This window comes from Kitasatospora sp. NPDC058406 (assembly GCF_042722765.1).
Taxonomy (GTDB): domain Bacteria; phylum Actinomycetota; class Actinomycetes; order Streptomycetales; family Streptomycetaceae; genus Kitasatospora.
On record NZ_JBHXKE010000007.1, the window covers coordinates 38,476 to 63,653 of the forward strand.

At 72.4% G+C, this 25,178-nt stretch carries 20 protein-coding genes and 1 pseudogene; 16 read left to right on the forward strand and 5 right to left on the reverse strand.

The genetic code is table 11. The features are described from left to right. The first annotated feature begins 314 nt into the window (after positions 1–314). Positions 315–950: a DUF4360 domain-containing protein gene (locus ACFWOG_RS02880; protein ID WP_355402689.1), complete on the forward strand. Its 636-nt coding sequence runs from the start codon at positions 315–317 to the stop codon at positions 948–950. A gap of 522 nt (positions 951–1,472) precedes the next feature. Then, a pseudogene (locus ACFWOG_RS02885) lies at positions 1,473–1,649 on the forward strand (helix-turn-helix domain-containing protein); the annotation flags it as partial. Between the two features lie 78 nt (positions 1,650–1,727). On the opposite strand, the gene ACFWOG_RS02890 reads toward ACFWOG_RS02885, so the two are convergent. Then, the gene (locus tag ACFWOG_RS02890; protein ID WP_380354072.1) at positions 1,728–2,468 is read right to left on the reverse strand and encodes a class I SAM-dependent methyltransferase; all 741 of its coding nucleotides are present in this window, start codon (positions 2,466–2,468) and stop codon (positions 1,728–1,730) included. 212 nt (positions 2,469–2,680) lie between these two features. Here ACFWOG_RS02890 and ACFWOG_RS02895 point away from each other — a divergent pair, with 212 nt between their 5' ends. The 3 genes from ACFWOG_RS02895 (at position 2,681) to ACFWOG_RS02905 (ending at position 6,065) form a co-directional block, all read left to right on the forward strand. Then, positions 2,681–4,219: a hypothetical protein gene (locus ACFWOG_RS02895; protein ID WP_380354075.1), complete on the forward strand. Its 1,539-nt coding sequence runs from the start codon at positions 2,681–2,683 to the stop codon at positions 4,217–4,219. After that, a complete protein-coding gene (locus tag ACFWOG_RS02900; protein ID WP_355402648.1) occupies positions 4,213–4,842 on the forward strand; it encodes a hypothetical protein in 630 nt (209 codons plus the stop codon). Before ACFWOG_RS02895 ends, ACFWOG_RS02900 begins: the two co-directional genes overlap by 7 nt. A gap of 203 nt (positions 4,843–5,045) precedes the next feature. Next, positions 5,046–6,065: an LLM class flavin-dependent oxidoreductase gene (locus tag ACFWOG_RS02905; protein ID WP_355402646.1), complete on the forward strand. Its 1,020-nt coding sequence runs from the start codon at positions 5,046–5,048 to the stop codon at positions 6,063–6,065. A gap of 151 nt (positions 6,066–6,216) precedes the next feature. On the opposite strand, the gene ACFWOG_RS02910 is transcribed toward ACFWOG_RS02905, so the two are convergent. From ACFWOG_RS02910 to ACFWOG_RS02920, 3 genes are all read right to left on the reverse strand, one after another. Then, complete coding sequence (locus tag ACFWOG_RS02910) at positions 6,217–6,699, reverse strand: hypothetical protein (protein WP_380354078.1); 483 nt, start codon at positions 6,697–6,699, stop codon at positions 6,217–6,219. A gap of 43 nt (positions 6,700–6,742) precedes the next feature. Next, positions 6,743–8,164, reverse strand: coding sequence for a hypothetical protein (locus tag ACFWOG_RS02915; RefSeq protein WP_380354080.1), 1,422 nt, complete (start codon positions 8,162–8,164; stop codon positions 6,743–6,745). Between the two features lie 160 nt (positions 8,165–8,324). After that, positions 8,325–9,743, reverse strand: coding sequence for a hypothetical protein (locus ACFWOG_RS02920; protein ID WP_380354083.1), 1,419 nt, complete (start codon positions 9,741–9,743; stop codon positions 8,325–8,327). A gap of 896 nt (positions 9,744–10,639) precedes the next feature. On the opposite strand from ACFWOG_RS02920, the gene ACFWOG_RS02925 reads away from it, so the two are divergent. From ACFWOG_RS02925 to ACFWOG_RS02975, 11 genes are all read left to right on the forward strand, one after another. Then, positions 10,640–11,908: a hydroxymethylcytosylglucuronate/cytosylglucuronate synthase gene (locus ACFWOG_RS02925; RefSeq protein WP_380354085.1), complete on the forward strand. Its 1,269-nt coding sequence runs from the start codon at positions 10,640–10,642 to the stop codon at positions 11,906–11,908. A gap of 95 nt (positions 11,909–12,003) precedes the next feature. Beyond that, positions 12,004–12,993, forward strand: a complete 990-nt coding sequence (gene blsE, locus ACFWOG_RS02930) for a cytosylglucuronate decarboxylase (RefSeq protein WP_329951345.1) — start codon at positions 12,004–12,006, stop codon at positions 12,991–12,993. Beyond that, on the forward strand, positions 12,981–13,994 hold the full coding sequence (gene blsF / locus ACFWOG_RS02935; protein WP_329951346.1) for a CGA synthase-related protein: 1,014 nt from the start codon (positions 12,981–12,983) through the stop codon (positions 13,992–13,994). Before blsE ends, blsF begins: the two co-directional genes overlap by 13 nt. A 150-nt stretch (positions 13,995–14,144) precedes the next feature. Further along, positions 14,145–15,311, forward strand: a complete 1,167-nt coding sequence (blsG, locus tag ACFWOG_RS02940) for an arginine 2,3-aminomutase (protein ID WP_329877012.1) — start codon at positions 14,145–14,147, stop codon at positions 15,309–15,311. Continuing rightward, on the forward strand, positions 15,308–16,489 hold the full coding sequence (locus ACFWOG_RS02945) for a DegT/DnrJ/EryC1/StrS family aminotransferase (RefSeq protein ID WP_380354089.1): 1,182 nt from the start codon (positions 15,308–15,310) through the stop codon (positions 16,487–16,489). The genes blsG and ACFWOG_RS02945 overlap by 4 nt, the downstream gene beginning before the upstream one ends. Beyond that, positions 16,486–17,727: an ATP-dependent carboxylate-amine ligase gene (locus tag ACFWOG_RS02950; protein WP_329951348.1), complete on the forward strand. Its 1,242-nt coding sequence runs from the start codon at positions 16,486–16,488 to the stop codon at positions 17,725–17,727. The genes ACFWOG_RS02945 and ACFWOG_RS02950 overlap by 4 nt, the downstream gene beginning before the upstream one ends. A gap of 137 nt (positions 17,728–17,864) precedes the next feature. After that, positions 17,865–19,157, forward strand: a complete 1,293-nt coding sequence (locus ACFWOG_RS02955) for an MFS transporter (RefSeq protein ID WP_329951349.1) — start codon at positions 17,865–17,867, stop codon at positions 19,155–19,157. A 286-nt stretch (positions 19,158–19,443) separates the two neighbouring features. Further along, positions 19,444–21,327 (forward strand): hypothetical protein, encoded by a 1,884-nt coding sequence (locus tag ACFWOG_RS02960; protein ID WP_329951350.1) that lies wholly within the window; start codon positions 19,444–19,446, stop codon positions 21,325–21,327. Positions 21,328–21,352: 25 nt separating this feature from the next. Further along, positions 21,353–21,973 carry a class I SAM-dependent methyltransferase gene (locus ACFWOG_RS02965; RefSeq protein WP_329951351.1) on the forward strand — a complete coding sequence of 207 codons (621 nt, stop codon included), beginning with the start codon at positions 21,353–21,355 and terminating at the stop codon, positions 21,971–21,973. Positions 21,974–22,060: 87 nt separating this feature from the next. After that, positions 22,061–22,579, forward strand: a complete 519-nt coding sequence (locus ACFWOG_RS02970; protein WP_329951352.1) for a nucleoside 2-deoxyribosyltransferase — start codon at positions 22,061–22,063, stop codon at positions 22,577–22,579. A 122-nt stretch (positions 22,580–22,701) separates the two neighbouring features. After that, entirely contained in the window at positions 22,702–24,054 is a 1,353-nt protein-coding gene (locus ACFWOG_RS02975) for a M1 family metallopeptidase (protein WP_380354094.1), read from the forward strand. A gap of 60 nt (positions 24,055–24,114) precedes the next feature. On the opposite strand, the gene ACFWOG_RS02980 is transcribed toward ACFWOG_RS02975, so the two are convergent. After that, a complete protein-coding gene (locus ACFWOG_RS02980) occupies positions 24,115–25,095 on the reverse strand; it encodes a hydroxyacid dehydrogenase (RefSeq protein ID WP_380354121.1) in 981 nt (326 codons plus the stop codon). Positions 25,096–25,178 lie beyond the last annotated feature (83 nt).

The following is a 25,178-nucleotide window of genomic DNA, read 5'->3' on the forward strand; positions in this document are numbered from 1 at the left end:
CCTTTCTCTTATTTTTTTATTTCGGGACAATACTCTCTGGCGATCGTGTGTGGGTGTTGGGCGGGGGTTTTTCAGCAACCCCCCCCCCGGCGGCGGGGTGGTGCGCCCTTGGGCGGGGCCCGGCGTGAACCTGCGGACGAGCGCCGGGGTGGCTGCTCCGGCGCTCTGAGGTGCGCCCGGTCGCGCCCCTGTACGGGCCGTACTCAGCGTGCTGACATGTACGTGACAAAGCCGTCGGTCGGGTCCGCCCGTGGGGGTGCGTGACCGGGAGCCCGGCGGCCGGACGGAAGGAAACTCCCGTGACCGTACGCCTCATGGCCGTCGGCGGCGCCGCCGCGGTCCTGTTCGCCACCCCGTTGGCCGGCACCGCCGGCGCCTCCGGCTGGACGACGCCGCCGCCGGACAAGATCGTCATCGACGTCGCCACCGTCAACGGCTCCGGGTGCCCGGCCGGCTCGGCCGCGGTCGCCATCTCCCCGGACAACACCGCTTTCACCGTGACCTACAGCCAGTACGTCGCCCAGGTCGGCGTGGGTTCGAAGCCGACGGACTTCCGGAAGAACTGTCAGCTGAACCTCAACGTCCACGTCCCGCAGGGCTTCACCTACGCGATCGCCTCCGCCGACTACCGCGGCTTCGCCCACCTGGAGAAGGGCGCGAGCGCCGTCCAGAAGGCCAGCTACTACTTCCAGGGTTCGCCCGAGACCGCCTCGCTCAGCCACCGGTTCACCGGGGCGCTCGACGACAGCTGGCAGGCCACCGACACCGTCGCCGTCGCGGCCCTGGTCTGGTCGCCCTGCGGCGAGCTCCGCAACTTCAACATCAACACCGAGATCCGGGTCAGCGCGGGTACCTCGGACACGACCAAGACCACCAGTTTCATGACCATGGACTCCACCGACGGCAGCGTCAACACGGTCTACCACCTCGCCTGGAAGCACTGCCCCTGACCGGTCCGCCCACCATCCGGTGGTCGGGGGCGAGGTCGGCCCGTGGTGCCGGGGCCGACCTCGCCGGGGCGTCAACCGGCTGGCAGGATCGGGGACATGGGGGCAGGGAGGGAACCGGTGCGGGGCTTCGCGGTCGGCCACGGGTACGCGTGGTTCCAGGGACCGGCGGCATCCGACAGCACCCTGCACCGGCACGCCGCCTTCCAGATCGCCGTCGCCGTCGAGGGCGAGGTCGCCATGGTCGACGCGGACGGCGTCCGCCACCGCGCCGAGGCGCTGCTCGTCCCGCCGATGGTGCGGCACCGCCTGCTCGCGGTGCCGCACCTGCGGACGCTCTTCGTCGACCCGCACTGCGCCTTCGCCGACCGGCTGCGCGACCGCTGCGGTGCCGGCGTCACCGAGGCGTCCGAGCTGCGCGACCTCCGCGAGGCAGACCTGCGACCGGCCGACGGGCGGCCGTCGAGCCGGCTCGACCCCCGGCTGTCGGCGGCGCTGGACCTGCTGGCGGACCGGAGCCTGCCGATGCCGGACCTCGCCGCCCGGGTCGGACTCTCACCCCAGCGCCTGCGGGCCCTGGCCCGGCTGCAGTTGGGCCTGCCGCTCGCCCGCTGGCGCATCTGGCGGCGGCTGGCCCGCGCGGCCGAGGCCATGCGGGAGGGGCAGTCGCTCGCCGACGCCGCGATCACGGGCGGCTTCGCCGACCAGGCGCACCTCAGCCGGCAGATGCGCGAGATGATCGGCTTCACCCCCTCCGCCGTCCTGCTCGCGCTGCGGCCGTCAGCCCCGCCGGGCGACGAGGACGGAGATCGAACCGTTGACCGTCGAGACCACCTCGGCCTCGCGGACGTCCCGGAAGCCGGCCTCCGAGATCAGCCCGGGCAGGACGCCGTCGGCGTTGGGCTGGGTGTCCTCCTTCCCGTCCGCCAGCTGCACGATCCGGAAGGCGAGGCGCATCAGCGGCGTCCGCTGGAGCCCGAAGTCGGCGATCACCAGCCTCCCGCCGGGCCGCAACGCCTCGGACATCGACGCGAGGACGGACCGCTTCACCGCGAGGGGGCACTGGTGGAGCACCAGGCCGGAGACGACGGTGTCCGCCGAGCCGGGATCGAGGACGTCCGCCAGCGCGTCGCCCATGCCCACCCGCCACTCGACGTCCGCACCGGCGGCCTTCGCCTTGCGCCGGGCCAGCGCCAGCACCTCGCGATCGGGGTCGACGGCGACCACCCTCGCCCGCGGCTCGACCCGCTTGAGCAGCAGGGCCAGTGAGCCGGTGCCGGTGCCCACGTCGACGATCACGTCACCGGGCCGCGGCGCGGCGTGCATGGCCAGCAGCCCGCGCCACAGCCGCTCCCGGGTCAGGGCGATCAGGGGGTCGTAGAAGCGGACCGGGGCGAACCGGCCCGTGGCGGGGGTGAAGGCCCGGCCGGTCGCCTCCCCGGTCGCCCGTCCGGTCGTCGGGTCGGCGGCGTGGCCGGCCGAGGGTTCGTCGGTCGTTCGGCGGGTCGTGTGCTCGGTCATGCGAGCAGTCTCGGAGCGGCGACGCCCGCGGTCTTGAACGAACCGCTCACGGTCCGACCGGGCCTGCCGGAGCCCGGCGGGGCCGTCGAGGAGGGTGGTGCCGGCGGTGTCGGTGGTACGTGCGAGGCTTTGCCCCGTGGCCGGACGGTGGCCCGGCAGCGGCCGGGCCGACACCGCACGGCGGCCCGGAACGGGCAGGACGAGGGGGCGGGATGACGGCGGATCTGCTGGTGGACGAGGCCTGGCGCCGCGCGACGCCGCCGGCGCGGCTGCGCGAGCTGGCCGCCGACCCCGCGCTCGCGCGGATCGTGGCGTCCCGGATCGGCCTGCCCGCCGACCTGGCGGAGGAACTCGCCGTGCGGGCCGAGGCGGGCGGTGACGTGCCGCGGTGGACACCCGTCGCCCGCGCGCTGGCCGCGCAGCCGGCCACCGCTCCCGCACGGCTGGCCCGGCTTTCCGCCCACCCCGACGAAGGCGTGCGGCGGGCCGCCGCCGTGCACCGTGCCACGCCCCGGCGGGCGGTGAAGGCGCTCGCCGCCGACCCCGCGGTCGCCGTGCGCCGCGCACTCGCCGCGCGCGAGAAGCTGCCCCGCTCGGTGGCCGCCGTCCTGGTCGCCGATCCGTGCGCGGACGTCCGGCTGACCGTCGCCCGCCGGGTCGGTGCGCGGCCCGAGGAACTCGACGCGCTGGCCGGGGACCCGGACCCGCGCGTGCGCCGCGTCCTGACGGCCCTCGGACGCAGCAGCGCCGCCGACCTCGCCGACCCGGACCCGAGGGTGCGCCGCACGGCCGTCGAACGCCGCGGGCACCGCGACCTGGCACCGGTGCTGGACACCCTCGCGGGCGACCCGGACCCGGCCGTCCGCGCGCTGGTCGCCACCCGGTGGCGCAACCACGACCCCGTCTCGCTCGCCCGGCTCGCCGAGGACCCCGACCCGCGGGTGCGGGCCGCGGCGGCGGACAACTGGTACACCCCCGTCGCGCAGCTGACCGCGCTCGCGGCCGATCCCGACCGCAGGGTGCTGGCGGAACTCTCCGACAACCGCCTCGCCCCGCCCGCCGCCCTCACCCGCCTCGCCGACACGCTGGCGGGGCTCGCCGCCGACGACACCGCCGCGGGCCGGGAGCCCGACCCCGAGGAGCGGGAGGAGCGCCGCCGCCTCGTCCACGCCGTCCTCGGCCACCCGGCGACCCCGCCCGAGACGCTGCGCCGCCTGCACGCGCTGGAGCTGAACCCGTACTTCCACGAGGGGAACGCGATGTCCCAGCCGAACTGGCCGGCCGACCTCCTCATCGGCTTCGCGCTCGACTACAGCGGGCGGAACGTCGAGGGCGAGGCCGAACGGGCGAGCTTCGACCGGATCGAGCGGGCGGTCGGGACGCAACCGCCGGAGCAGGTCCTCGCCGCGATGGTCGGGAGCCCGGTCTACTACCTGAGCCGGGCGGTCGCCAACCGGCACGTCCCGCCCGAGGCGCTGGCGGAGTACGCCCGCGCGGCCGCCCTGTCGCCCGAGGGCCACGACCTGGACGACCTCGCGAGGAACCCGGCCGCCCCGCGCGACGTCCTGCTCGGCTGGGCCGCCGAGAACCGGTACTGCTCGACCATGATGGAGAACCCCGAGCTTCCGGTGCCCGTGCTCGCCGCGATCGCCGGGTGCTCGGACGACGACCACGCCGCCGAGGCCCGCGACCTGCTGGAGGTCCGGACCCTGCGCGCGGCCGCACGAGGGGAGACGGGGAACCCGTGCTGACCACCTCCGACTGGCGGGCCCGGTTCGACCGCCTGTCCGACGCCGGCGCGTACGCCGAGCGCATCGGCCGGCACACCCAGATCGCCGACTACCTCGACGACCCCGACTACGGCTGGTACGTCCACCACGGCGACCTGGTCGTGCCGGAGGACCTCGACCACGACGTCGCGCTGATCGTCGACGGCGACCTCGTGGTGCACGGGTTCGTGGACGACTACGTCTCCCGCATCGGCCTGCTGGTCGTCCTCGGCGACCTCGTCGTGCGCGACCTCGTCTCCTGGGGCTCGGTGTACGTCGGGGGAGACCTGCGGGCCGAGGGCATGGTCTGCGGCCACTACAACGACTTCGTCTTCGAGGTGGCGGGCGCCGTCCACGGGCGGGCGCTGGTGCTGAGCGACAAGTCCTCCTCCTACGGCACGGGTGAGCTGGAGGTCGAGATCGACTCCTACGACCCGACCCGGGAACAGCTCAGGGCCGCGCGGGAGATCCTCGTCCCGCAGCTGTACGACGGGGGTGCGAAACGGGCCCGGGAGGGCCGGCCGCCCAAGCTGGGGCGGCCGAGCTACCGGCGGATCTGCCGTCGGCTGCACGCCGGCAAGCCGCTGTTCCGCACCGCGGACTGACGGACGCCGCGCGGCGCCGGCGCGCGGCCGACTGCTGCGGCGACGTCACGGGCGTGTTGCCCCCGATGGCGTTACCCGTGCGGCACTTGATCGCCTCCGGCCCACGTGTGAGTGTGGGTCGGACGCCCGGCGATCGGTCCCCGGGTCGTGACAGTCGAACCGCGCCGCTCCGTGCCGAGCCCGTCGCGGAAACGGAGGAACCGGTGCCGCTGCCCTCGCAGCCCCTTCGCAAGCTGGGGTTCCTGACCATCGGGCTGTTCGACCCCGCCGACCCCGGCCGGGGTCACGAGTCGACGCTCCAGCTCATCGAGCTCGGCGAGCAGCTGGGATTCGACAGCGCCTGGGTGCGACACCGGCACCTCCAGTACGGGATATCCTCGCCCGTCGCCGTGCTGGCGGCGGCCTCGCAGCGCACCCGGCGCATCCAGCTGGGCACCGCGGTCATCCCGCTGGGGTGGGAGAACCCGCTGCGGCTGGCCGAGGACCTCGCGACCACCGACATCCTGTCCGGCGGCCGGCTCAACCCCGGCATCAGTGTCGGACGGCCCGGCCACTTCGACCAGGTCGCCCCCGCGTTGTACCCGGACACCGCCGAGGCCGAGGAGTTCGGCTACGAGCGGGTACGGCGGCTGCTGGACTTCGTCAAGGGCGAGCCGGCCACCGACTTCAGCGGCGTCGAGGGCATCGAGGTGTTCTCGGACCGGGTCCAGCCGGTCGCGCCCGGCCTGGCGAGCCGCATCTGGTACGGAGGCGGGAGCCTGCGCTCGGCCCGGTGGGCGGGGGAGCAGGGGTTGAGCCTGCTGACCAGCAACGTGGTGCGGGCGGAGGAGGCGGAGGACTTCGCCGAGATCCAGCGTTCGCAGATCGAGGCCTTCCGCGCCCACCACCCCGAGGGCGCGCGCGCCCGGGTCTCCCAGGGACTCGTGGTCATCCCCACCGACGGCGCCTCGGCCGAACAGCGCGCCAAGTACCGGGAGTACGCCCTGAACCGGCTCCCGCGCACCACCTCCCCGCAGGGTCCGGCACGCGTGATGTTCGCGCCGGACCTGGTCGGGACGTCCGAGGAGATCGCCGAACAGCTCTACGCGCACGCCGCGTTCCGGGAGGTCGACGAGGCCGTCTTCGCGCTGCCGTTCACCTTCGGCCACGAGGACTACGTGCAGATCCTCACCGACATCGCGACCCGGCTCGCCCCCCTGCTGGGGTGGAAGCCGACCGTCTGACCCGACGCGGCGAGCGGCGTGGCCGATGCGGCCGGCGTGGCCGACCGCGCTGACCTCTGGGCTTGTTCGCCGCCGCACGGCGTCGGACCTGAACTGTCCTCACCGTGAGTGCTGTTGCAGGACCGGCCGTTCACGCGGTGACGCCAGGCCGTCACTTGATCTCTCTCCCGCTCAGGTAGTAGACCTCGACGATCAGGGATCCACTCAGGTACTGGATGTGCAGGGCCTGGTGGAGATTCCCGTTGTTCCACGACTTCTGTGCCGTGAGTTTTTCTGTTCCGTATGTGTAGGACTCGTTCAGCTTGTCCCCGTAAGGAAGAACAAGTCCACCGGGTCCTTTGTACATCCATGAAGGGATCGGGTCGGGCTTGAGGAGGAACCTCTCGATATCGGCCCGGGCCTCGGTTGTCCTGGTGTCCGCGAGTGAGAACGTGAGGTATCGGTGCGGGGGCAGGCTGCTTCGATCCTTGAGGGCTCTTCCCGACAGCAGTGTTTCAAGATCTGCGCGTGACTTCGCGTCCCAGGGGATGTCCTTGTGGTGGACCTTGCTCCACGAAACCCCGGTGGCCGCCGCCCTTTCGGCGGCGTTTAGGTCGCTCTGAGAAATATCCTTCAGTACAAGATTACCCGCCATGACTTCCTCCTTGGATGGCCTTCGCCGCTACTTCCAGGTGGTACTAAGCTCCTTGGGAGCTCAGGCTCTTGACCACTCCGGCAAGGACGTGCGCCTGTCGGTCGAGGAGACTCCCGACCTCGAAGGGGGCTTCGAAGACGATATCGAAGCCTTTATTGCTGCCATGGTCATGGAATGACGTGACCTTGTAGGAGTAGCCGGCCGCGCCGATCGGGGTGCCGAAGAGGTTCACGCCCACGGTCGGTTCGGACCTCAGATCCTCGACGATCTGGCTGGCAGCCCCACTGGTGTAGCTGACCGCGATGGACGGAAATCTGCTGATCGCCAGTTCCTGGAGTGCGTTGATGCCGTCGTCCTGCGGGAGCGGATCGAGCGTCGATCCTGTCTTGGTCGGAACCGGGCCGTCTCGCAAGGCGTCCTTGAGGGGATCGAGGTAGAACCAGCCCTGATGGCTGTCCGCCTGGTACGCGAGAGGCTTGCAGTAGACCGTGGTGAGCCCTTTGAATGCGATCTCCATCGTGCATTCGGCGGGCGTGGTGTTGAACTGACCGAGCGATACCCCGGCGGAATCTCCGGTGATCGCCAGAATAGCAACTACGGGAACATTTCCGACTTTCTGGCCATTGATCGAGAGGTCGGCGTAGTCCCCCTTGGGATTAGTGAGGTCGAACTTCACCTGAACTCGCTTCGTGCCCGCCCTCACGCTTTCGTGAATCTTTTCGGGAATCGGCTCGATGTCGTACCCCGCCCGATAGGAGGTTTCCCCGGTGGCGGTCTCCACGCAGATCCCGCCGTTTCCCTCCTCAGGGTGCCCGGTGTTTCTCAAGAGAATATCCCTCAGCCCGAGCGCGCGGGTTCTCCCGTTCATGAGCGCCTTGACGGGGAGGTAGTGTTTCAAGACCTTGCCGAGCGGATCGACCAGGACCTTGGCGCCTTTCGGGAGTTTCGGGAGATGGCTCTCCAAGTTGTCCAGTACGGCCTGGTCGAGCTCGAATGCACCTGACTCGGACCATGCGTTCAGCCGGTCGACGAGGATGTACTCGACCTTCTCCTCGACCCGGGCTCGACGCAAATCTTCAGGAGTGATGGCAGAGATTGTTGCCTCATACTTCATTACCAGGTCGACGGTCGCCTGACCGGCCTTTTCGGCTACCTCGTGGACCTTCTTCCAATCGGAGAACGAGAACGCGAAATCCAGGGCCCTGAGGTATTTCAGATAGCGTTCGGTGAGAGGCTCCCCGGCGGTCAGCCCCTCGCCTCGGACGGTCGCCGAGATGTTGTGGTCGATAAACTCCCAGGTGGCGGAATAGAAGTTGTTGTTGGGGGTGAGGTAGTGGTACGGGAGGTTCTTCGTGCCGAGGTCGAATGCTCTCATCGCCGGCTTCGAGAGGGCAGCGGCGACGCCCTTCGCTACTTCATCATGGAAGGCTTTGGTGGCGGCCAGAAGATCAGGGGTGGGCTTCACGATGCTTCCTTAGACGGCTTGGTGGCGGGGGCTTGACGGTGATCGATCTCGGCGTGCGGCGGGGGGAGGAGTGCGTGACGGTGCCGTCCGGTCCTGCGGCGAGGACCGGACGGCACCGTCGCCCGGCGCGCCCGGCGGACGGACCGCCGGGCATCGCAGGTCAGGGGGTCAGGGAGGTGATGCCACCGCCGATGACGTGGGCCCGGCGGTCGAGGATGTTGCCGGTCACGTCCATGGGTGTCTCGAAGACGATGTCGAAGCCCTCGTTCTCGCTGCGCTTTTCCAGTGAGGTCGACTTGTACTCGTACCCGGCCGAGCCGAGCGGGATGCCGAAGAGGTTGACGCTGACGCTGCTCTCGGAATGCAGCTTTTCGAGGGATTCGCTGGTCGAGCCGCGGCTGTAGCTGATCCTGAAGGACGGGAATCGACTGATGACCAGATATTGCAGTACCTTGATGCCGCCGTCGCTCGGGTAGGGCGTCATGACGAAGCCGGACTTGGTGGGATCCGGGCCGTTGTCGATGGCGTCCTTGATCGGTGACAGGTAGAACCAGCCGGTGGCACTGTCCACCTGGTAGGGCCGGGGCTTGATGTAGACGGCGGTGGGCCCTCCGTAGGTCAGTGTGACCGAACACTCCTCGAAAGAGGTGTTCAGCTCGTGCAGGGAGTAGCTGGTACCGGATTCGGTGCTGATCGTCAGGACCGAGAAGAGATTGATTCTGCCCCCGGCCTGGCCTTCGATCTGCAGGTCGGCTTCCTTCTCCGCGAAGTTGCTGAAACTCAGGTGAACCGAGACCTTGTTGTCACCCTTCAGTCGGGTGTCGATCTGCTTGGGGCCGGGTTCGACGTCGATTCCCGCATGGTAGGCGGTCTTCCTGTGATCGTCCTCGGTGATGACCCCGTTGTTCGCTTCGTTGGGATGCTCGGCGTTCTTCTTGACGTTTCTGATCTCACTGTCGGCCTGGTAGATGCGATTGACGATTCCACTCACCGCCAGGTACGGCTGCAGGGATTTTCCGATCAGCGGAATGAGAACCCGAGCGGAGCTCGGCATTTTGGGCAGGAAGTCCTCCAGGTTGTCCAGGGTCTCGTCGCTCAGCACGAAGTGCCCGTTCTTGGCCCACGAGTTGACCTTGTAGTCGAGGATATAGTCCTGCTTGTTGGCGACCTCGGCCTTCGTCATCATTTCTGGTGTGATCTTGCCGTACAGGCGCTCGTATTCCTTGACGAGCTCCGAGCTGACCTCCTGCGCCGTTTCCTTGGCGGCGTCGAGCTTCTTGCTGTCCTCGGCGGAGAGCTGGTAGCCGAGGAGGTTGTAGTACTTCAGGTACTGGTTGGTCAGGGGCTCGCCGAACGCCAGCCGATCAGTGTCCTTTACTTCCTCGAGATTTCGGTTGAGGTACTCCCAGGTCTTCAGGTAGAAGTTGACGTCAGGAGTCGCGTAGCTGTACGGGAACTCGCCGCCGCTGCCGATCTGAATCGGCTTCATGTCGTGCTTCTCCAGGGCGTCTGAGACCAGCTTTCCGGCCTGCTCGTAGAAAGTGTTGATCGCCGGAGGGGAGGGCTTGATTCGCTTCATTGCGGACTCCTTGGTTGCGTGCGACGGATGCGGTTCGTCGGACCCTCTAGAGCGCCGAGGGCGTCGCCGATCGGCCGATTCATGCTTCGGATTCACTGTTCCGCAGCTGCTGGAGGTGCAGGACGGCGAGGCGAGGGGCGTTCGGCGTGGACGGGACCCCAGTGGCGGATGATCGTGCCACGCATGACCGGCCGCGGGGATGCCTGCGCCCTGGGGCGATCGTCCGGATGCGAACCAAATACTTGCACCCGGAGGGCCGGTGGGTCATGCGGTCAGAGCCGTCGGACCGCGATGTCACTCGAATGGTTGATCATTCCGTGGCGCGGCGGATCCCGATGTGCCTCGGCTCGGCTCGGGGAGGTCGTGGCGGTGATGGCCTTTCCGGCCCCGGGTGCGCCCTGGCTGTTCGCCCGCCGCACCGTGCCGCGTGGACCTCGCGGGGGCGGTGGTACGGGAGTTGTTCCGGGTCGTGCTTCATCCGGAGGTCCACGACCGCTGCGAACGCCGCATCGTCGCCCAGGTTCGCGGTCCCGCCGCCCTGCGGCCGCACCCGGGCTGCCGGCAGCAACGGTTCCACCGGATCCCGCGACCCGGCAGGAGTGAACCAGCGACCCGATCACCGCACGGGGCGCGCTGCTATCCCTGAGAGATCATCAACTCCCGATCTTCGGATGATAGTTAGTCGCCAGATCGGGATATTCACTCGTGAGCATGAATGCCGAATCGGGCCCTTGTGCCGGTCGGCCGTATGCGTAACGGTTGTGGTCGAAGGAAGCCTCGCCGCGTCGACCGCACGGTGGGGTGCGTGATCCCTCCCGGGGCTGCTCCGTGCACGCGTGCGGCGGATGTCCCGGTGCCAACCCTGCCGGCCTTTTCAGGAATGCGGGAGACAACCGATGCCGTCCGATGTCGCTGCGCCCGCCGAGAACCCCGCCCCGGGGTCCGGCCCCGCCACCGTCGCGCTCGTGGGGGCCGAATTCGGATGGGGCAGTTCGGGGAAGCTCAGCGCCGTGCTCTCCGCGCTGCGGCGCCGCCCGACGACGCCGCTGCGCTTCGTGGGCCTGGCCTCCGGGCTGGGCCGGCCGCTGCTCGCCGAGCACACGGTGGACGGCTGGTACGACCTGCCGGCCGATCCGGAGCGGCTGGCCGCGGCGGTCCGGGAGATCGTCCGCTCGCAGGGTGTGCGGGCCGCCGTGGTCGTCCTGGACGGCGCGGCCGCGAAGGCGCTGCTGGCGGCCGGCGTGCCGACGGTGTTCGTCGACAGCCTGCCCTTCCTCTGGTCCGAGGGCGACCGGGACGCCCTGCCGCTGGACACGACGGTGTACTGCGCGCAGCGGAGCGTCGAGCTGCCGTCCGAGTGCCTGGACGTTCTCGCCGGCGCCCGGGCCCTGCGCTGGGTCGAGGCGGTCATCGCCGCGCCGAGCGCCTTGGGGTCCGCGCGTGCCGCCGGGGGGCCCGCGGGCGGGCGGCGTACCGGCGGCCCGTACCGCAGGGCGCTGATCAGCCTGGGCGGGCTGCGGGCCCCGCGACTCGGCGATCCGGGCAACTACCCGCGCCTGGTCGTGCCGGCCGTCCTGGAAGCCCTCGCCGCCCACGGCGTCGAGGAGGTGCACATCGCCGGGAACCTGCCCGCCGACCTGGCGGGCCGGCTGGTCGACGCGTCGATCGCCCCGCCGCGGACGACCACCGGCCCGCTCGGCCACGGGGCGTTCCTGGAGCGCCTGGCCGCGAGCGACGTCCTGCTCACCTCGCCGGGCCTGACCACCCTGCTGGAGGCCGGCGGCCTGAACGTCCCCACGATCTGCCTGCCGCCGCAGAACCTCAGCCAGATCTTCAACGGCCGCTACCACAGCCAGGCGCTCGACGCCCGGCTCCGGGTGCCCTGGCCCAAGGACGTGCTCGCCGAGGACGAGGCGCTGGCGCTGCGTTCCGAGGGGGAGGACCACGCCCTGGAGCTGATCTACGGCGCGATCGAGGCGGCGGCCCGGGGCGACGACCACCGAGCCGTCGGGCGCGTCCTGCGGGACGGTGTCCTGGAGGCGCTGCGCCGGTCCGCGGAGGTCGAGGACTGGGGCGCGCTCACGACCGCGGTCGGCACCGGAGGCGCGGCCCAGGTGGCCGACGCCCTGCTCGAAGTCCTGGACGCGGCGCACCCGTCCACCTGACCCGGCGGCCGGGTCCGGCCGTCCCCGCCCCTGCTCCGTCCGCCCTCGACCCCGCCCCGCCTCCGTCCCGTGAACCGCCTGGAAGGTCCCGCCCCGTGCGTGCACGTGATCGCTACCTCTTCATCAGGATCCTGGAAGCCTGCAACGCCGACTGCTTCATGTGCGAGTTCGCCCTCTCCCGCGACACGTTCCGGTTCTCCCGGGAGGACTTCGACGACCTGCTGCCCAAGGCCCGGGACGCCGGCGTCGGGTACGTCCGGTTCACCGGCGGGGAGCCGCTGATGCACCCGGACGTGGTGGAGCTGGTGCGCTCGGGGACGGCCGCCGGGATGAGGATGTCCCTGATCACCAACGGCTCGCTGCTGCCCCGGCAGGCCGCCCGGCTGGCCGAGGCCGGCCTGGCCCAGGTGATCGTCAGCCTGGACGGCTCCTCCGGTGCCACCCACGACGTCTACCGGCGGTCCCCCGGCATGTTCGACAGCGGGCTGCAGGGCCTGCGCGACGCCGCCGCGCTCGGCGTCCTGCCCAGGGTCAACACCGTGGTCGGGCCGCACAACTACACCGAGATGCCGCAGCTGCAACAGGTCCTGACCGAGGCGGGGGTGCAGCAGTGGGAGCTGTCCGCCCTCAAGCTCGACCGCACCGTCACCTACCCCGACGCCGACCACGTCCGCACCGTCTGTGATCCGCTCTACGAGGCGGACCCGGACGCCGTGCTGGTCCCGATGGGCAAGCGCTTCTACGGCGACACCCCGGAGGAGCAGGAGCGGTACTTCACCCGGTCCGTCACCCCGCGCGCCGCCGAGCCGCTGTGCCACGTCGCCGACGACGTCATCTACGTCGACGGCAAGTACGGGCGGATGTACGCGTGCAGCTGCATCCCGCACCGGGACGGTGACGACGGGCCCGGCGGCGCACCGCTGCGGGAGCAGGGGGTGATCCGGCTGGACACCCCGGTCTTCCGGTCCCACGCCGACTACTTCCGCGAGCGCGGCCCCGAGGTGTGCAGCGGGTGTTCCACCACGGCCGCCGGCTACAGCGACGACGTGGCCCGGCTCGGGACGGTGGGACCGTGGCACTACTGACCTCCGGTCCGGAGACCGCCCCGCCGGCTGCGGAGACCTCGTCGGTGGAGACTTCGCAGGCTGCGGAGGTCCGGTCGGCCCCGCACGCTCCGGACGGCCGTGCCCCGTGCGGCCCCGGGGTGCTGCTGAGGGCCCGGGAGGGCCAGTTGGACTCGACGCTCGCCCTGCGCCGGGTGGCGGCCCACCTCGGGGACCTCCACCGGGTGGACGGGCCGGACCCCGACCCGCCACCCGTCGTGGCACTGGTCTGCGACGACCTGGCGGCCACCGAGCGGCTGCTGGCCCTGGGCGTTCCGGTGGTGCACCTGGCGTCGGGCCATCCGGGGCCGTCCGCCGCCGACGCGCCGCCGGAACGGGCGCTCGGCCGGACCCACCGGCCCGGGTGGCTGCCGCGGTCCGGGCCCGCCGCCGGGGCCGCCCGCCCGACCGGGGTCCTCGCGCCGCACCGCACCGGCCGCAGCCGGACGCGCTCGGGCACCCTCCTGCTGCTGTCCCTCTGGGGCGTGCCGGACGCCGACGCGGAGGCCTTCGCCACCGGACCGCTGCCGCAGCTCGCCGACGCCGCGCTGCGGCGCACCGGAAGCTGCACCGTGGTCGCCGACACCGGGCTCGACCTCCTGCGGTCCGCCCTGGAGGGCCGCGCGGAACGCCCGGGTCTCCGGGTGGACCGGGCCTCCGAGGTCGACCCGGACGCGCTGCACGCCGGGGCCGCCGTGTTCCTCGCCTCGCCGGTGCTCGGGGTGCTGGCCCTCGCCCAGGCGCGCCGGGCTCCCCTGACCCTGCTGCCACCGCTCGGGCCCGCCCAGCGGGACCTGGCCGCCCGGGTCGCCGCGGTCCTGCCCCTGCCGACGGCGGAGGACCCCGACGACCCCGGCCTGTGGGAGCCGTCCGAGGCGACCGCGGCGGGGCCCTGGCACCTGCTCGATCCGGCCCTGGACGACCTGCGCGGCGCACAGCGCGTCGCCCGCACCGTCCGCCAGCTCGCGCTCGCCCCACCGTGAGCGCCCCCGCGCGGTGAACCCGCCGCCCCCGAGCGCGCCCCGCGGTGAGCTCGCCGCAGCGGTCCGTCCCGTCACCTCGTCAGCCCGCCGGTCCGGCCACGCCGGTACCGCCCCCCTCGCCCACGTCGCCCGCCTCGTGCTGGAGCCGCCATGTCCGACACCCTCCGCGAACCCACGGCTGCCACCCGCCCCGAACTGATCCGCCCCAGGGTCCCCGAGACCGACTGGGACGACTGGCGCTGGCACATGCGCCGGCGCATCACCACCGCCGACAAGGCCCGGCAGTGGATCAACCTCAGCGTCGACGAGGAGAAGGCCATCACCGGGGTGGCGGGCAAGTACCGCTGGAGCGTCACCCCCTACTACGCGTCGCTGATGGACCCGGACGACCCGGCCTGCCCGGTCCGGCTGCAGGCGGTGCCGGCGCTCGGCGAGCTGATGGAGTTCCCCGGGGCCGAGGTCGACCCGGTCGGCGACACCTTCTACCGCAAGACCAACCGGGTGGTGCACAAGTACCCGGACCGGGTGATCATGCTGGTCACCGAGGCCTGCCCGGTCTACTGCCGCCACTGCACGCGCAAGTTCCACACGACCGACGTCGAGGGCACCTACTTCCGCGACGACGAGGGCGGCTCGTACGACGAGGACCTGCGGTACATCGCGGACCACCCGGAGATCCGGGACGTGCTGCTGACCGGCGGCGACCCGTTGTCCTACCAGGACGGCAAGCTGGAGGAGATCATCGCCGGGCTCCGCGCGATCCCCAGCGTGGAGATCATCCGGATCGGCAGCAGGTTCCCGGTGCTGTTGCCGCAGCGGATCACCGAGGGGCTCTGCTCGATGCTCGCCCGGTACCACCCGGTCTGGCTGAACACCCACTTCAACCACCCGAAGGAGATCACCCCGGAGGCCGCGGCGGCCGTGGACCGCCTGCTCCGGCACGGGATCCCGGTCGGGAACCAGACGGTGCTGCTGCGCGGGATCAACGACGACGTCGACACCATGCGCACCCTGATGACCGAGCTGCTGCGGATCAGGGTCCGGCCCTACTACCTCTACCACTGCGACAACGTCACCGGGGTCTCGCACTTCATGACGTCCGTGGAGAAGGGCTGGGAGATCATGGCCGGCCTCCAGGGCCACATCACCGGGTTCGGCGTCCCCCAGTACGTGCTGACGACGAAGATCGGCAAGATCCCCATCGCGCAGCCCTCCTACACCCCCACCCCCGACGGCCTGCTGCTCCGCAACTACCGAGGCCAGGAGATGGTCGTCGACGGTACGGCGCAGCCGATCACGGAGTCAGACACCCCATGACCTCTCTCGACAAGCGGCTCGGGCAGCGCTTCCTGCCCTACGGAGCGAACTACCTCGACTGGTCCGACATGGCGGAGCTGCAGGAGGTGATCGAGCACCAGGTCCTGTTCCGCTACCAGACCGAGACCGAGAGCATGGCCTCCCGGCTGGAGCGCAGCGTCGCCGAGCGGCTGGGCGCGGGCCACGCCCTGGCGGTCCACAACTGCACGGAGGCGCTGCGGCTGGCGCTGATCTCCACCCGGCCCGCCATCGGCGACCTGGTCCACATCCCGGCGGTCACCTTCGTCGCGGTGGCCGGCGCGGTGCTGTCCTGCGGTCTGGTCCCGGTGCTGGTCGACGCCGACGACTCGCTCTCGATGGACCCGACCCTGCTGCCGCCCGACGCGCAGCGGGTGATCACGGCCCACATGGAGGGCACCGTGGCACCCCTGCCGGTGGGTGTGCCGTACCTCGTCGAGGACTGCGCCCAGTCCCTCGGTGCCCGGTTCCCCGACGGCCGGTACGTCGGGACGGCCGGGTACGCGGGGACGTTCAGCTTCCACCACAACAAGGTCCTCACCTCGGGCGAGGGCGGGCTGCTCGTCACGAACGACGAGGACGCCTGGGCGACCATGCGCCGCTACCACGACCACGGCTCGGCCCGGGTGCCGGGGCACTACCCGACGTGGAACCGGGACGCCCACTTCGGCGAGAACTTCGTGACCAGCGAGCAGGTCGCGGCCGTCCAGTGCCAGCAGTTCCGGCACCTCGACGAGCTGCTCGCCGGCCTGGAGCGGATGTACGCCATCGCCATGGCCGAGCTGCCGAACCGGTCCGACCTGGTGGTGCGGCCCCGGGCCGCCGGGGACGTGAAGGTCAGCCTGCGGTTCCGGTGCGAGAGCAGGGAGTTGCGGGACGCCTCGGTGGCGGCGCTCACCGCGGCGGGGATCGCCAACTGGACGCTCGGGAAGTACCTGCTGCCCGACCACCCGGTGCTCACCGGCCGGCGTTCGCTCTACCGCGACGGCTTTCCGTGGAACCACGCGCCCGAGGGCCCGCTCGCGCTCAGCCGCGACGGTTTCGCACGGACCAGGGACCTCCTGGACCGCACCCTGTGCGTGCCGCTCTCCCCGGAACTGTCCGAGGAGGAGCAGGCCCTCGCGGCCAAGGCCGTCCGTCAGGCGCTGGAGGCGGTGTGACCGACGCCGAGGTGCTGCTGATGGTGGACGACCGGCCGTCCTCGTTCACCCGCTACGCGGCCCGGGAGCTGGCCGGCCGGCTGGTCCTGCTGAGGTTCGCCGGGACGGCGCCGGACCTGCCCGAGGACTACCTGCTGGAGACCGCGCACCTGCCCGCCTTCTGGGTGCGCGAGGACGTGCCGGCGCAGGAGGAGGCGAAGCGCTACCGGGAGTGGGCGGCCGGGCTGCCGACGGCCCCGAGCCGGTTCTGCAATCCGTCGGAGCCCCGGCAGGCGGTGGCCCAGCGGTTCGCGGAGCTGGCGGGCCTCCCGCACCTGACCGAACAGCAGGTGGTCCTGGTCCGGGACAAGGCCGCCATGAAGGAGCGCTTCCGTGAACTCGGCCTGCGGACGGCGGAGTTCGCGCGGGTCCGGTCGGCCGAGGAGGTCGGGCGGTTCGCCGCCCGGCACGGCTGGCCGGTGGTGCTCAAGCCGGTGGACTCGTTCGCCTGCGTGGACACCCACCGGCTCACCGGGCCGGGCGACCTCGCGGGGATCGACCTCGGCGCGCGGAACTGGATGGTGGAGGAGCACCTCGGCGGCACCGAGTGGGAGGTGTGCGCGCTCATCCTCGACGGCGAGGTCCTGGACGCGTGGCCGAGCGCGATGCCCTGCCGCCCGTTGGACATCGTCGACGGGGCGATGAACGCCAACATCAGCGTCGGCACCGGGGACGGCCCGCCGGTCGACCTGCGGGCGCTGGTCCAGCGCATCGTCACCGGGACGGGCGTCGACCACGGGTACGCGCACATGGAGTTCTTCCTGATCGACGGCGAGGTGTACGCGGGGGAGATCGGCGTGCGGCTCGCGGGTTGCGAGATCCCCGCCAACCACGGCCACGCGTACGGCTTCGACGTGTTCGGGGCCACCCTGGCGGTCTACCTCGGCCGCCGCCCGGACCTCGCCTACCGGGAGCGCCGCTGTGCGGGCGACCTGCTGCTGCCGCTGCCCGGGTCCGGCAGGGTCGGGCGGATCACGTCCCGCGAGGAGATCCTGGGGATGCCGGGGGTCGTCGACGCCGTGCTCAAGGTCGCCGCCGGTGACGCGGTGACGGCCCGTCGGGCGTCGCACAACGCCTCGGGTTACGCCCATGTCGTGGGAGGGTCGGTGGAGGAGGTGGAGGCCCGGATGCGCGAGGTGCTCGACCGGTTCACGATCGAGGTGCTGCCGGAGCGGGAGACCGACCCCGTCCCGCTCTGATCCCACGCGCGCGCGAGCAGTGCCACCCGCACCACCCGCAATACCCGCACCACCCGCCTCGCTCGCGTCGTCCGCGGGCAGGGGCCGCACCACCGACCCCGCCGCCCCCGGGCGGCCACGGAACGGAGACCGACCACGTGACCAGCGGCCTGCCCCGTCGCTTCCTCGACCTGCTCACCCGACCCCGGGTGGCCGGCGCGGCCTGGTGGAGCGTCGTCTCCAGGCTGCCGGTCTACCTGATGTCGCTGGCCGTCGTGCTGACGGTCCGTGAGCAGGGCGGCAGCTACGCCCAGGCCGGTCTGGTCGCCGCGCTGTACACCCTCGGGATGGCCCTCGGCAGTCCGCTGATCGCCCGCCGCCTCGACCGGCGCGGGCGTGCGACGGTGCTGACCGCCACGGCTCTCGCGTACCCGGCGGCGCTCGCCGTCCTGGTCTGGGTCACCCGCCCCGGCGGGTGGGCGCAGCCGGTGGTGGCGGTCGTCGCCGGGGTGGTGCTGCCGCCGGCGAACGCCTGCATGCGCTCGCTCTGGGCGCGGCTGCCCCTCCGGGAGGAGGAGCGCGAGACGGCCTACCTCTGGGAGGCCCTGCTCACCGAAGTCCTGGTGATCGGCGCGCCGCTGATGCTGGCGGCGCTGATGCTGGTCGGTTCGGCGGGCCTGGCGCTGACGACGGTCGCGGTGCTCGGCGGCCTGGGCACGCTGGGGCTCGCGCACACCCGGCTGCCCCCCGGCACCGACGGCGCCGAGGCGTCCGCCCCGGACGGCCCGGACGGCCCGGGTGGCCCGGGTGGCGGGAACGATCCGAAGGACCCGGGCGGCCCGAAGGACCGGGGCGGCCTGCTGGGTCCGCTGCGCGAACCGGCCCTGCTCGCGCTGGCGGCCGTCATGGCCGTCTCCGCGGTGCCCGTCGGGCTGCTGACCCTGGCGATCCCGGCCTTCGTCGCCCGGCACGGGGCCCCCGGCGGTGCGGGCGTGGTGTACGCGTGCTGGGGGATCGGCAGCGCCCTGGGCGCCCTCTGGCTCGGCCGCTCGCAGTCCCGGGTGCCTCCCCAGGTGCGCTTCCCGCGCCTGCTGCTGGCGTACGCCCTCGGGACGGGGCTGACGCTGCTCGCCGGCTCCCAGGTGGGCCTGGCGTTGGCCCTCGCGGTGGGCAGCGCGCCCATCGCCCTGGTGTCCGCCAGTGAGATGACCCTGGTGAGCGCCATCGCCGACGGCCGGTCGTTGGCGGAGGCGTTCACCTGGGCGTCGCTCGCCACCGTCCTGGGCGACGCACTGGGCCAGCAGGTCGGCGGCCTGCTGATGGACCCGTTCGGGCCGCGGGCGGTCTTCGCGGTGGCGACCTGCACCGCCCTGGCCGCCGCCGGACTGGCCTTCGCCTGCCGGGGGTTGCTGGCCCGTCGGCCGGCCCCGCTGGTGGAGTGTGCGGCGTGACGGCCGGGCCCGCGACCCCCGTGGTCGGCCGCCGGTCCGGCCCCTCCGGCCCCGCCGGCCTGTGCGGACCGCGCCACCCGTGCGGGGCCCGCGGTCCGCGGAGCCCCCGCCGGCCCCGCAGTCCCGGCCGTCCCCCCGGCCCGCACCGTCCCCCCGGCTCCCTCCGGCCACGCAGGCGCTCCCGCCTCCGCCGGCCCGTCGACCCGTTCACCCGTCGTCGGCTCGTGCCCCGAGCCGCTCCCTTCCCTCCCGCCCTCCCGGCGCGGACGACCCGAGGTGGTCCCTCATGAGTACAGCCCTCACCGACCGGCGGCCCGACGGGCCGTCCGCGCCGAAGCCCCTGTTCCGCCAGGTCACCCGGCAGCAATTACCCCAGGCCGTCCGGGAGTTCCTGGATGCCCCGGAACTCTCGCCGGTGCCCGTCGCGACCGAGGACCGCGCCGACCTGGCAGCCGGTGTCGAGCTCGCGGGCCGGCTGTACGGCGGCCTGCGGCGACCCCACCCGCTGGACGTCGGAGTCGTCCTCGGCGCGGCCGACCTGCCCGCGGGGCTCGCCGAGCTGGCCCGCCCGCTCGCCCGGACCTGGGTGTCCGAGGAGGAACTGGCGGACCTCCCGGCGTTCCGGGCCCGGCACGCCGGCTCGCTGCTGGTCGTCGGCTGCTACGACCGGCTCACCCTCGACCCCGTCCGGGCCCTGCTGATGGCCACCTACCGCGGCCCGCGGCACGGGCTGACGCTGCTGAGCGGCCGGGACGGCGACTCGGTGGTCTGGAACGTGGCCAAGCAGTACGCGGAACCGGCCCTCGACGTCGACGCGCTGGGCCTGTTCACCGACACCGACCGGCCCCCGCGGCTGCCCGGCGTCCAGGTCTTCGACGACCGCGACTTCGAGCGTTCGGACATCCAGGCGGAGATCCTCGGCACCCGGTGGCGGCGGGTGGCCTTCCAGGGGCACGGCAAGGACGACAGCGTCAACCTCGGCGAGTTCACCATCTGCGGCCTCAACGGCACGGCCCGCGCCGTGCCCGGACTGCTCGGCCCGCGCTGCGCGTACGGACTCCCCTGCTACAAGCCCGAGGACAAGCTGGTGCCCCTCAACCGGGTGGAGGCCGTCGAGGTGGTGCTCAGCGCCTGCAACAGCGGCCCGCTCGCGGACCTCGCCCTGTACGACCCGAAGTACCAGCTGCTGCTCAACGCGCTCGACGGCCCGGCCCGCACGGTGGTGTCGGCCGTGTCGGTGCACGACTCCGACCGGCCGGAGAACGTCGCCTGGATGCACGGCGCCCTCCTCGGCGCCGACTCCGTCGACACCCTCAACGCCAGTCTGGCGGGCTCGCACCCCTACCCGGCCTTCATGCGGTTCGGACTGCCGGGCGCACCGGAGGACACCCCGCCGCCCCCGGCCCCGGCGGACCACCGGCCCGACGCGCTGCTGCTCACCGTGGGCCGGCGGCTGACCGCCTACCTCGCGTCCGACCTGCTGCCGCACAACCACCCGCTCCGGCCCCGGCTGACCAAACTGGCCCGCAAGGTGGACCTCTGGGTGGCCCGGCCCACGCATCTCGCCGACCAGTCGCCCGAACAGATCCACGCCTCGCTCACGGCGGACCTGCAGTCCCTCGACCACGTGATCACCGAGCAGGTCGCGGCCGACCCCGAGACCGAGCTCATGAACTACCCGGCGCACTTCGGGGACCGGAGCAGCCTGGACCCGCAGGTCCGGGAGGTCACCTGCCACTGCGGCCGCCCCGCGCAGGAGTTCACCCGGCGCGGGCTGCTCCCGCAGATCCTGGACACCACCTGCGCCGTCTGCATGCGGTGCGGCGACGTCACCTTCCGGGTCCCGGACGCTCCCGCGCTGCTCGCCCACGCCGCGGACGAGGTCGAACAGGGCGGGGTGCTGGAGGTCCGGGCCACGGTCACCGCGGCCCGCTCCGGCCCGGTCCGGCTGGGGCTCTTCGTCCCGACCTACCTGCGCGAGGACACCACCGTGGAGCCGGCCACCACCAGGCTCAAGCTCCCCGGCGGACAGGCCGAGGACGTCGCGTTCCGTGTGCGGTTCGCCCCCGGCACGGCCCCGCAGGCCTACTACTTCACGGTGTTCGCCGTGCAGGACCTCGCCGTCTCGACGGCCCGGCGCCACTTCGGGGTCGTCCCCCGGAGCGCCTGACCCACCCGCAACCCCAGGGAGAACCATGGAGAGCCAGACCAAGCCGGCCATCGAACTGATCGAGCAGAACGGCGAGGTGACCCTCAGCATCGGCGGCGAGCAGGCCATGCAGGCCTGGGAGCGGGACCTCATGTGGGCCAGCGCCGACATGCTCTGCGAGTACGGCCGGGACTTCTACGAGGTGGGACTCGGTCTCGGCCTGTCCGCGCTGCGCATCGCCGGCAACCCGGCGACCCGCAGCCACACCGTGCTCGAACTCTTCGACGAGGTCGAGGACCTCTTCCGGGCCCGGCACCCCCGCGTGCCCGACAACCTGACCGTCGAGCGCGGCAACTTCTTCGAGCGGGTCTTCGACCTGCCGTCCGAGAGCATCGACGGGATGTTCTTCGACCCGGCCCTCGACATGGACGTCTGGACGGACGCCGAGCTGTGGGCCAGGACCATGCCGGAGGTCGTCCGGGTGCTGCGGCCCGGCGGCGTGTTCATCCCGTTCTTCAGCACCAAGCCGGAGCTGCGCTGGCAGTACCTGCCGCACTTCCGGTCGATCCGGGTCGAGCGGCACCCGTTCGTCGCCTACGACACCACGGAGTACACCCACGGCGGCACCACCGGTGACGCCTTCATCCAGTGTTTCCGCAAGGACTGACCCGGCACACCGCCCGCCGTCCACGACCGCTCCGCCGGTCGGCCCTCACCCGACACCGCGCACCGGCGCCGCCCCGGAGGTACTCCCATGACCGTCACGCTGCCCGATGGCTCCCGCCCCGACCTCGGCATCCGATCGATCTTCCTCGCCGGCCCGTTCATCCAGCTCCTGGACCCGGAGACCGGCGAGATGCCGGCCGACGCCCGGGCCCCGTTCGACGTCCTGATCAAGCACTTCGAGGCACAGGGACTCTCCGTGCACAACGCCCACCGCCGCGAGGCGTGGGGCGCGGAGCTGATGCGGCCCGAGCAGTGCACCCGGCTCGACCAGGACGAGATCCGCAAGGCCGACGTCTTCGTCGCGCTGCCGGGCCATCCGGCCTCCCCGGGCACCCACATCGAGATCGGCTGGGCGAGTGCCTTCGGCAAGCCGATCGTCCTGCTGCTGGAACGCGGCAGGGAGTACACCTTCCTGGTGCAGGGCCTGCACACGGTGGCGTCGGTGGAGTACGTGGTCCACACGGACATCGCCGCCTGCCTGCCCGCCGTCGACCGGGCGGTCGAGCGGGCGGTGCTGCGCCTGCGGGAGGGCGAAGGCGGCCGGTGACCGTCGACCGCCCGGGGTCGGGCTCCGGCTCAGGCCGGAGCCCGGCCCGCCCGTCCACGACCCCGTTCACGGCCTCGTCCACCGCCCCGCCCCGGCCGGTCCCCGGGGAGCGCGGCAGGTCCGTGCGGATCCTGCCGGCCGTCCTGGCCTGCCTCGCCCTGACCGCCACCGCCACTGGCTTCGTGCCGCCCGGCGGCCGGCGGCACGAGCCGGCACCGACACCGGCGGCGGCGGTCTACACGGTCGCGCTGACCGGTGACTCCGCGGGAGGCCGGTGGTCCGGGCACGAGGAGGTGAGCTTCACCAACGACTCCCCGGAACCGCTCCGGGAGGTCCAGCTCCGCCTGTGGGGCAACGCGCACGGGGGCTGCGCGGAGCCGGCGGTCACGGTGACGGGCCTGGTCGGAGCCGCCGGGGACGCGTTCTCGGTGGGCTGCACCGCGCTGCGGGTCACCCTGCCGGTCCCGCTCGGTCCCGGGGACCGGCACACGATCGGCTTCGACCTGACCGTCCGGGCCCCCGAACGCGCGGACAGCGCCGACCGGTTCGGACGGCACGGGGCGTACAGCTACTTCGGCAACGCGCTTCCGGTGCTCGCGGTGCGGGACGCCGCGGGCTGGCACCTCGACCCGTTCACCGACACCGGGGAGTCCTTCTACACCCTGGCCGCGGACTTCACCGTCGCCCTGGACCACCCGTCCGGCCTGGGGGTGCCGGCCACCGGCACGTCGACCGGGGCCCCGGGTTCCGCGGGACGCACCGTCACCACGGCGACCGCCCGGCAGGTGCGCGACTTCGCGTGGGCCGCGGGCCCGTTCGGCACCGTCTCGGGCGTCTCCGCGGGCGGGGTGGTGGTCAACGTCCACACGGTGGCCGGCGTCGGGGCGGAGGACGCGCGGGCGATACTGGCCGTCGCGGTGTCCGCGACGGACGCGCACTCCCGGGCGTTGGGCGCCTACCCGTACGCGGAGCTGGACGCCGTCCTGGACGACGACCTCTGGTTCAGCGGCATGGAGTACCCGGGATTCGTCCTGGACCGGGTGAACACGACCGCGCTCGTCCACGAGGTCGCGCACCAGTGGTGGTACGGCGTCGTCGGAGACGACCAGTACGGCCGGCCCTGGCTGGACGAGTCGTTCGCCGAGTACGCCACGGACCTGGCCCTCGGCCGGGACGGGGCGGACTGCTGGAACTCCGTCGCGTGGTCGTCGCCGCAGGAGCGGATCACCAACGGCATGGCGTACTGGGACGACCACCCGGCCCGGTACGGGGAGGTCGTCTACGGGTACGGCGGGTGCGCGCTGCACGACCTGCGCCGGCTGATCGGCGCCGGGGCGATGGCCGACCTGCTCCGCGGCTACGTCCGCGAGCACTGGTACGGCGTGAGCAGCACCCCGGCGTTCAAGGCCGCGGCCCAGGCCGCCACCGCCGAGGACCTGGCCCCGTTCTGGGCCGCCCACCGGATCGACGGCTGACCGCCGCCCGAGGACCCGGGTCGGGTCGGTCGGGCGGCGGCGGGCCGTGGACGGCGCGCTTCACGCCGTGCGGTGGGCGTCCTCGGCGTGGACCGGGTGGGCGAACGGCTGTCCGGCGGTGTAGCGGGCGAGCTCGTCGGCCGCGGCGGCGGCCATCCGGTGCAGCTCGCGGCCGAGCGAGCCCGCGATGTGCGGTGTGAGCACGACGTTGGGCAGGTCGTAGAGCGGGGAGTCGGGCGGCAGCACCTCGGGGACGGTGACGTCGATGACGGCGTCGAGCCGCCCCGTGGTCAGCTCGCGGACCAGGGCGTCCTGGTCGACGAGGGAGCCGCGGGAGGTGTTGACGAGGGTGGCGCCGTCGGGCATCAGGGCGAGCCGCCGGGCGTCGATCAGGTGGTGGGTGTCGGGGAGCTCGGGGGCGTGGACGCTGACCACGGCGCTCTCCGCGCACAGCTCGTCGAGCCCGACGGAGCGGGCGCCGAGGCGGGCGGCCTCGGCCGGTTCCACGTACGGGTCGTGGAGGAGCAGGTCGAGGTCGTGGGGGCGCAGGAGTTCGAGGACCCGGCGGCCGATCCGGGAGGCGCCGACGATGCCGACGGTGCGCCGGTAGTTGCCCGCGTCGGCGTAGGCGGCCTGCCAGTCGTACGGGGCGCGGCGGGTCCGGTAGTCCTCGCGGATGCGCAGCAGCTGCTTGTTGGCGTGCAGGACGGCGGCGACGGTGTACTCGGCGACGGGGAGGGCGTTGGCCCAGGCGGCGGAGGTGACCTGGATGCCGCGGTGCCAGCAGGCGTCGGTGATGTGGTGCTTGACGGAGCCCGCGGCGTGGATGACGGCGCGCAGCCGGGGGGCGGCGGCGAGGACGGCCTCGTCGATCGGGGGGCAGCCCCAGCCGGAGACGATCACCTCGGCCCCGGCGAGGGCGGTGGCGGCCTCGGGGGTGGTGAAGTCGTCGAGGACGAGCGCCGGGTCGAGGTCGGCCAGGGCACTGAGACGGGCCATGGTGTGCCCGTCGATCAGGCGGCCGGTGAGGTCCCGCTGCATGGCGAGCACGGCGCGGGGGCGGCGCACCGCGCCGGCCCCCTCGGCCGCCGGGGGGTGGGGCATGGTGTTCGTTCCCTCGGGGT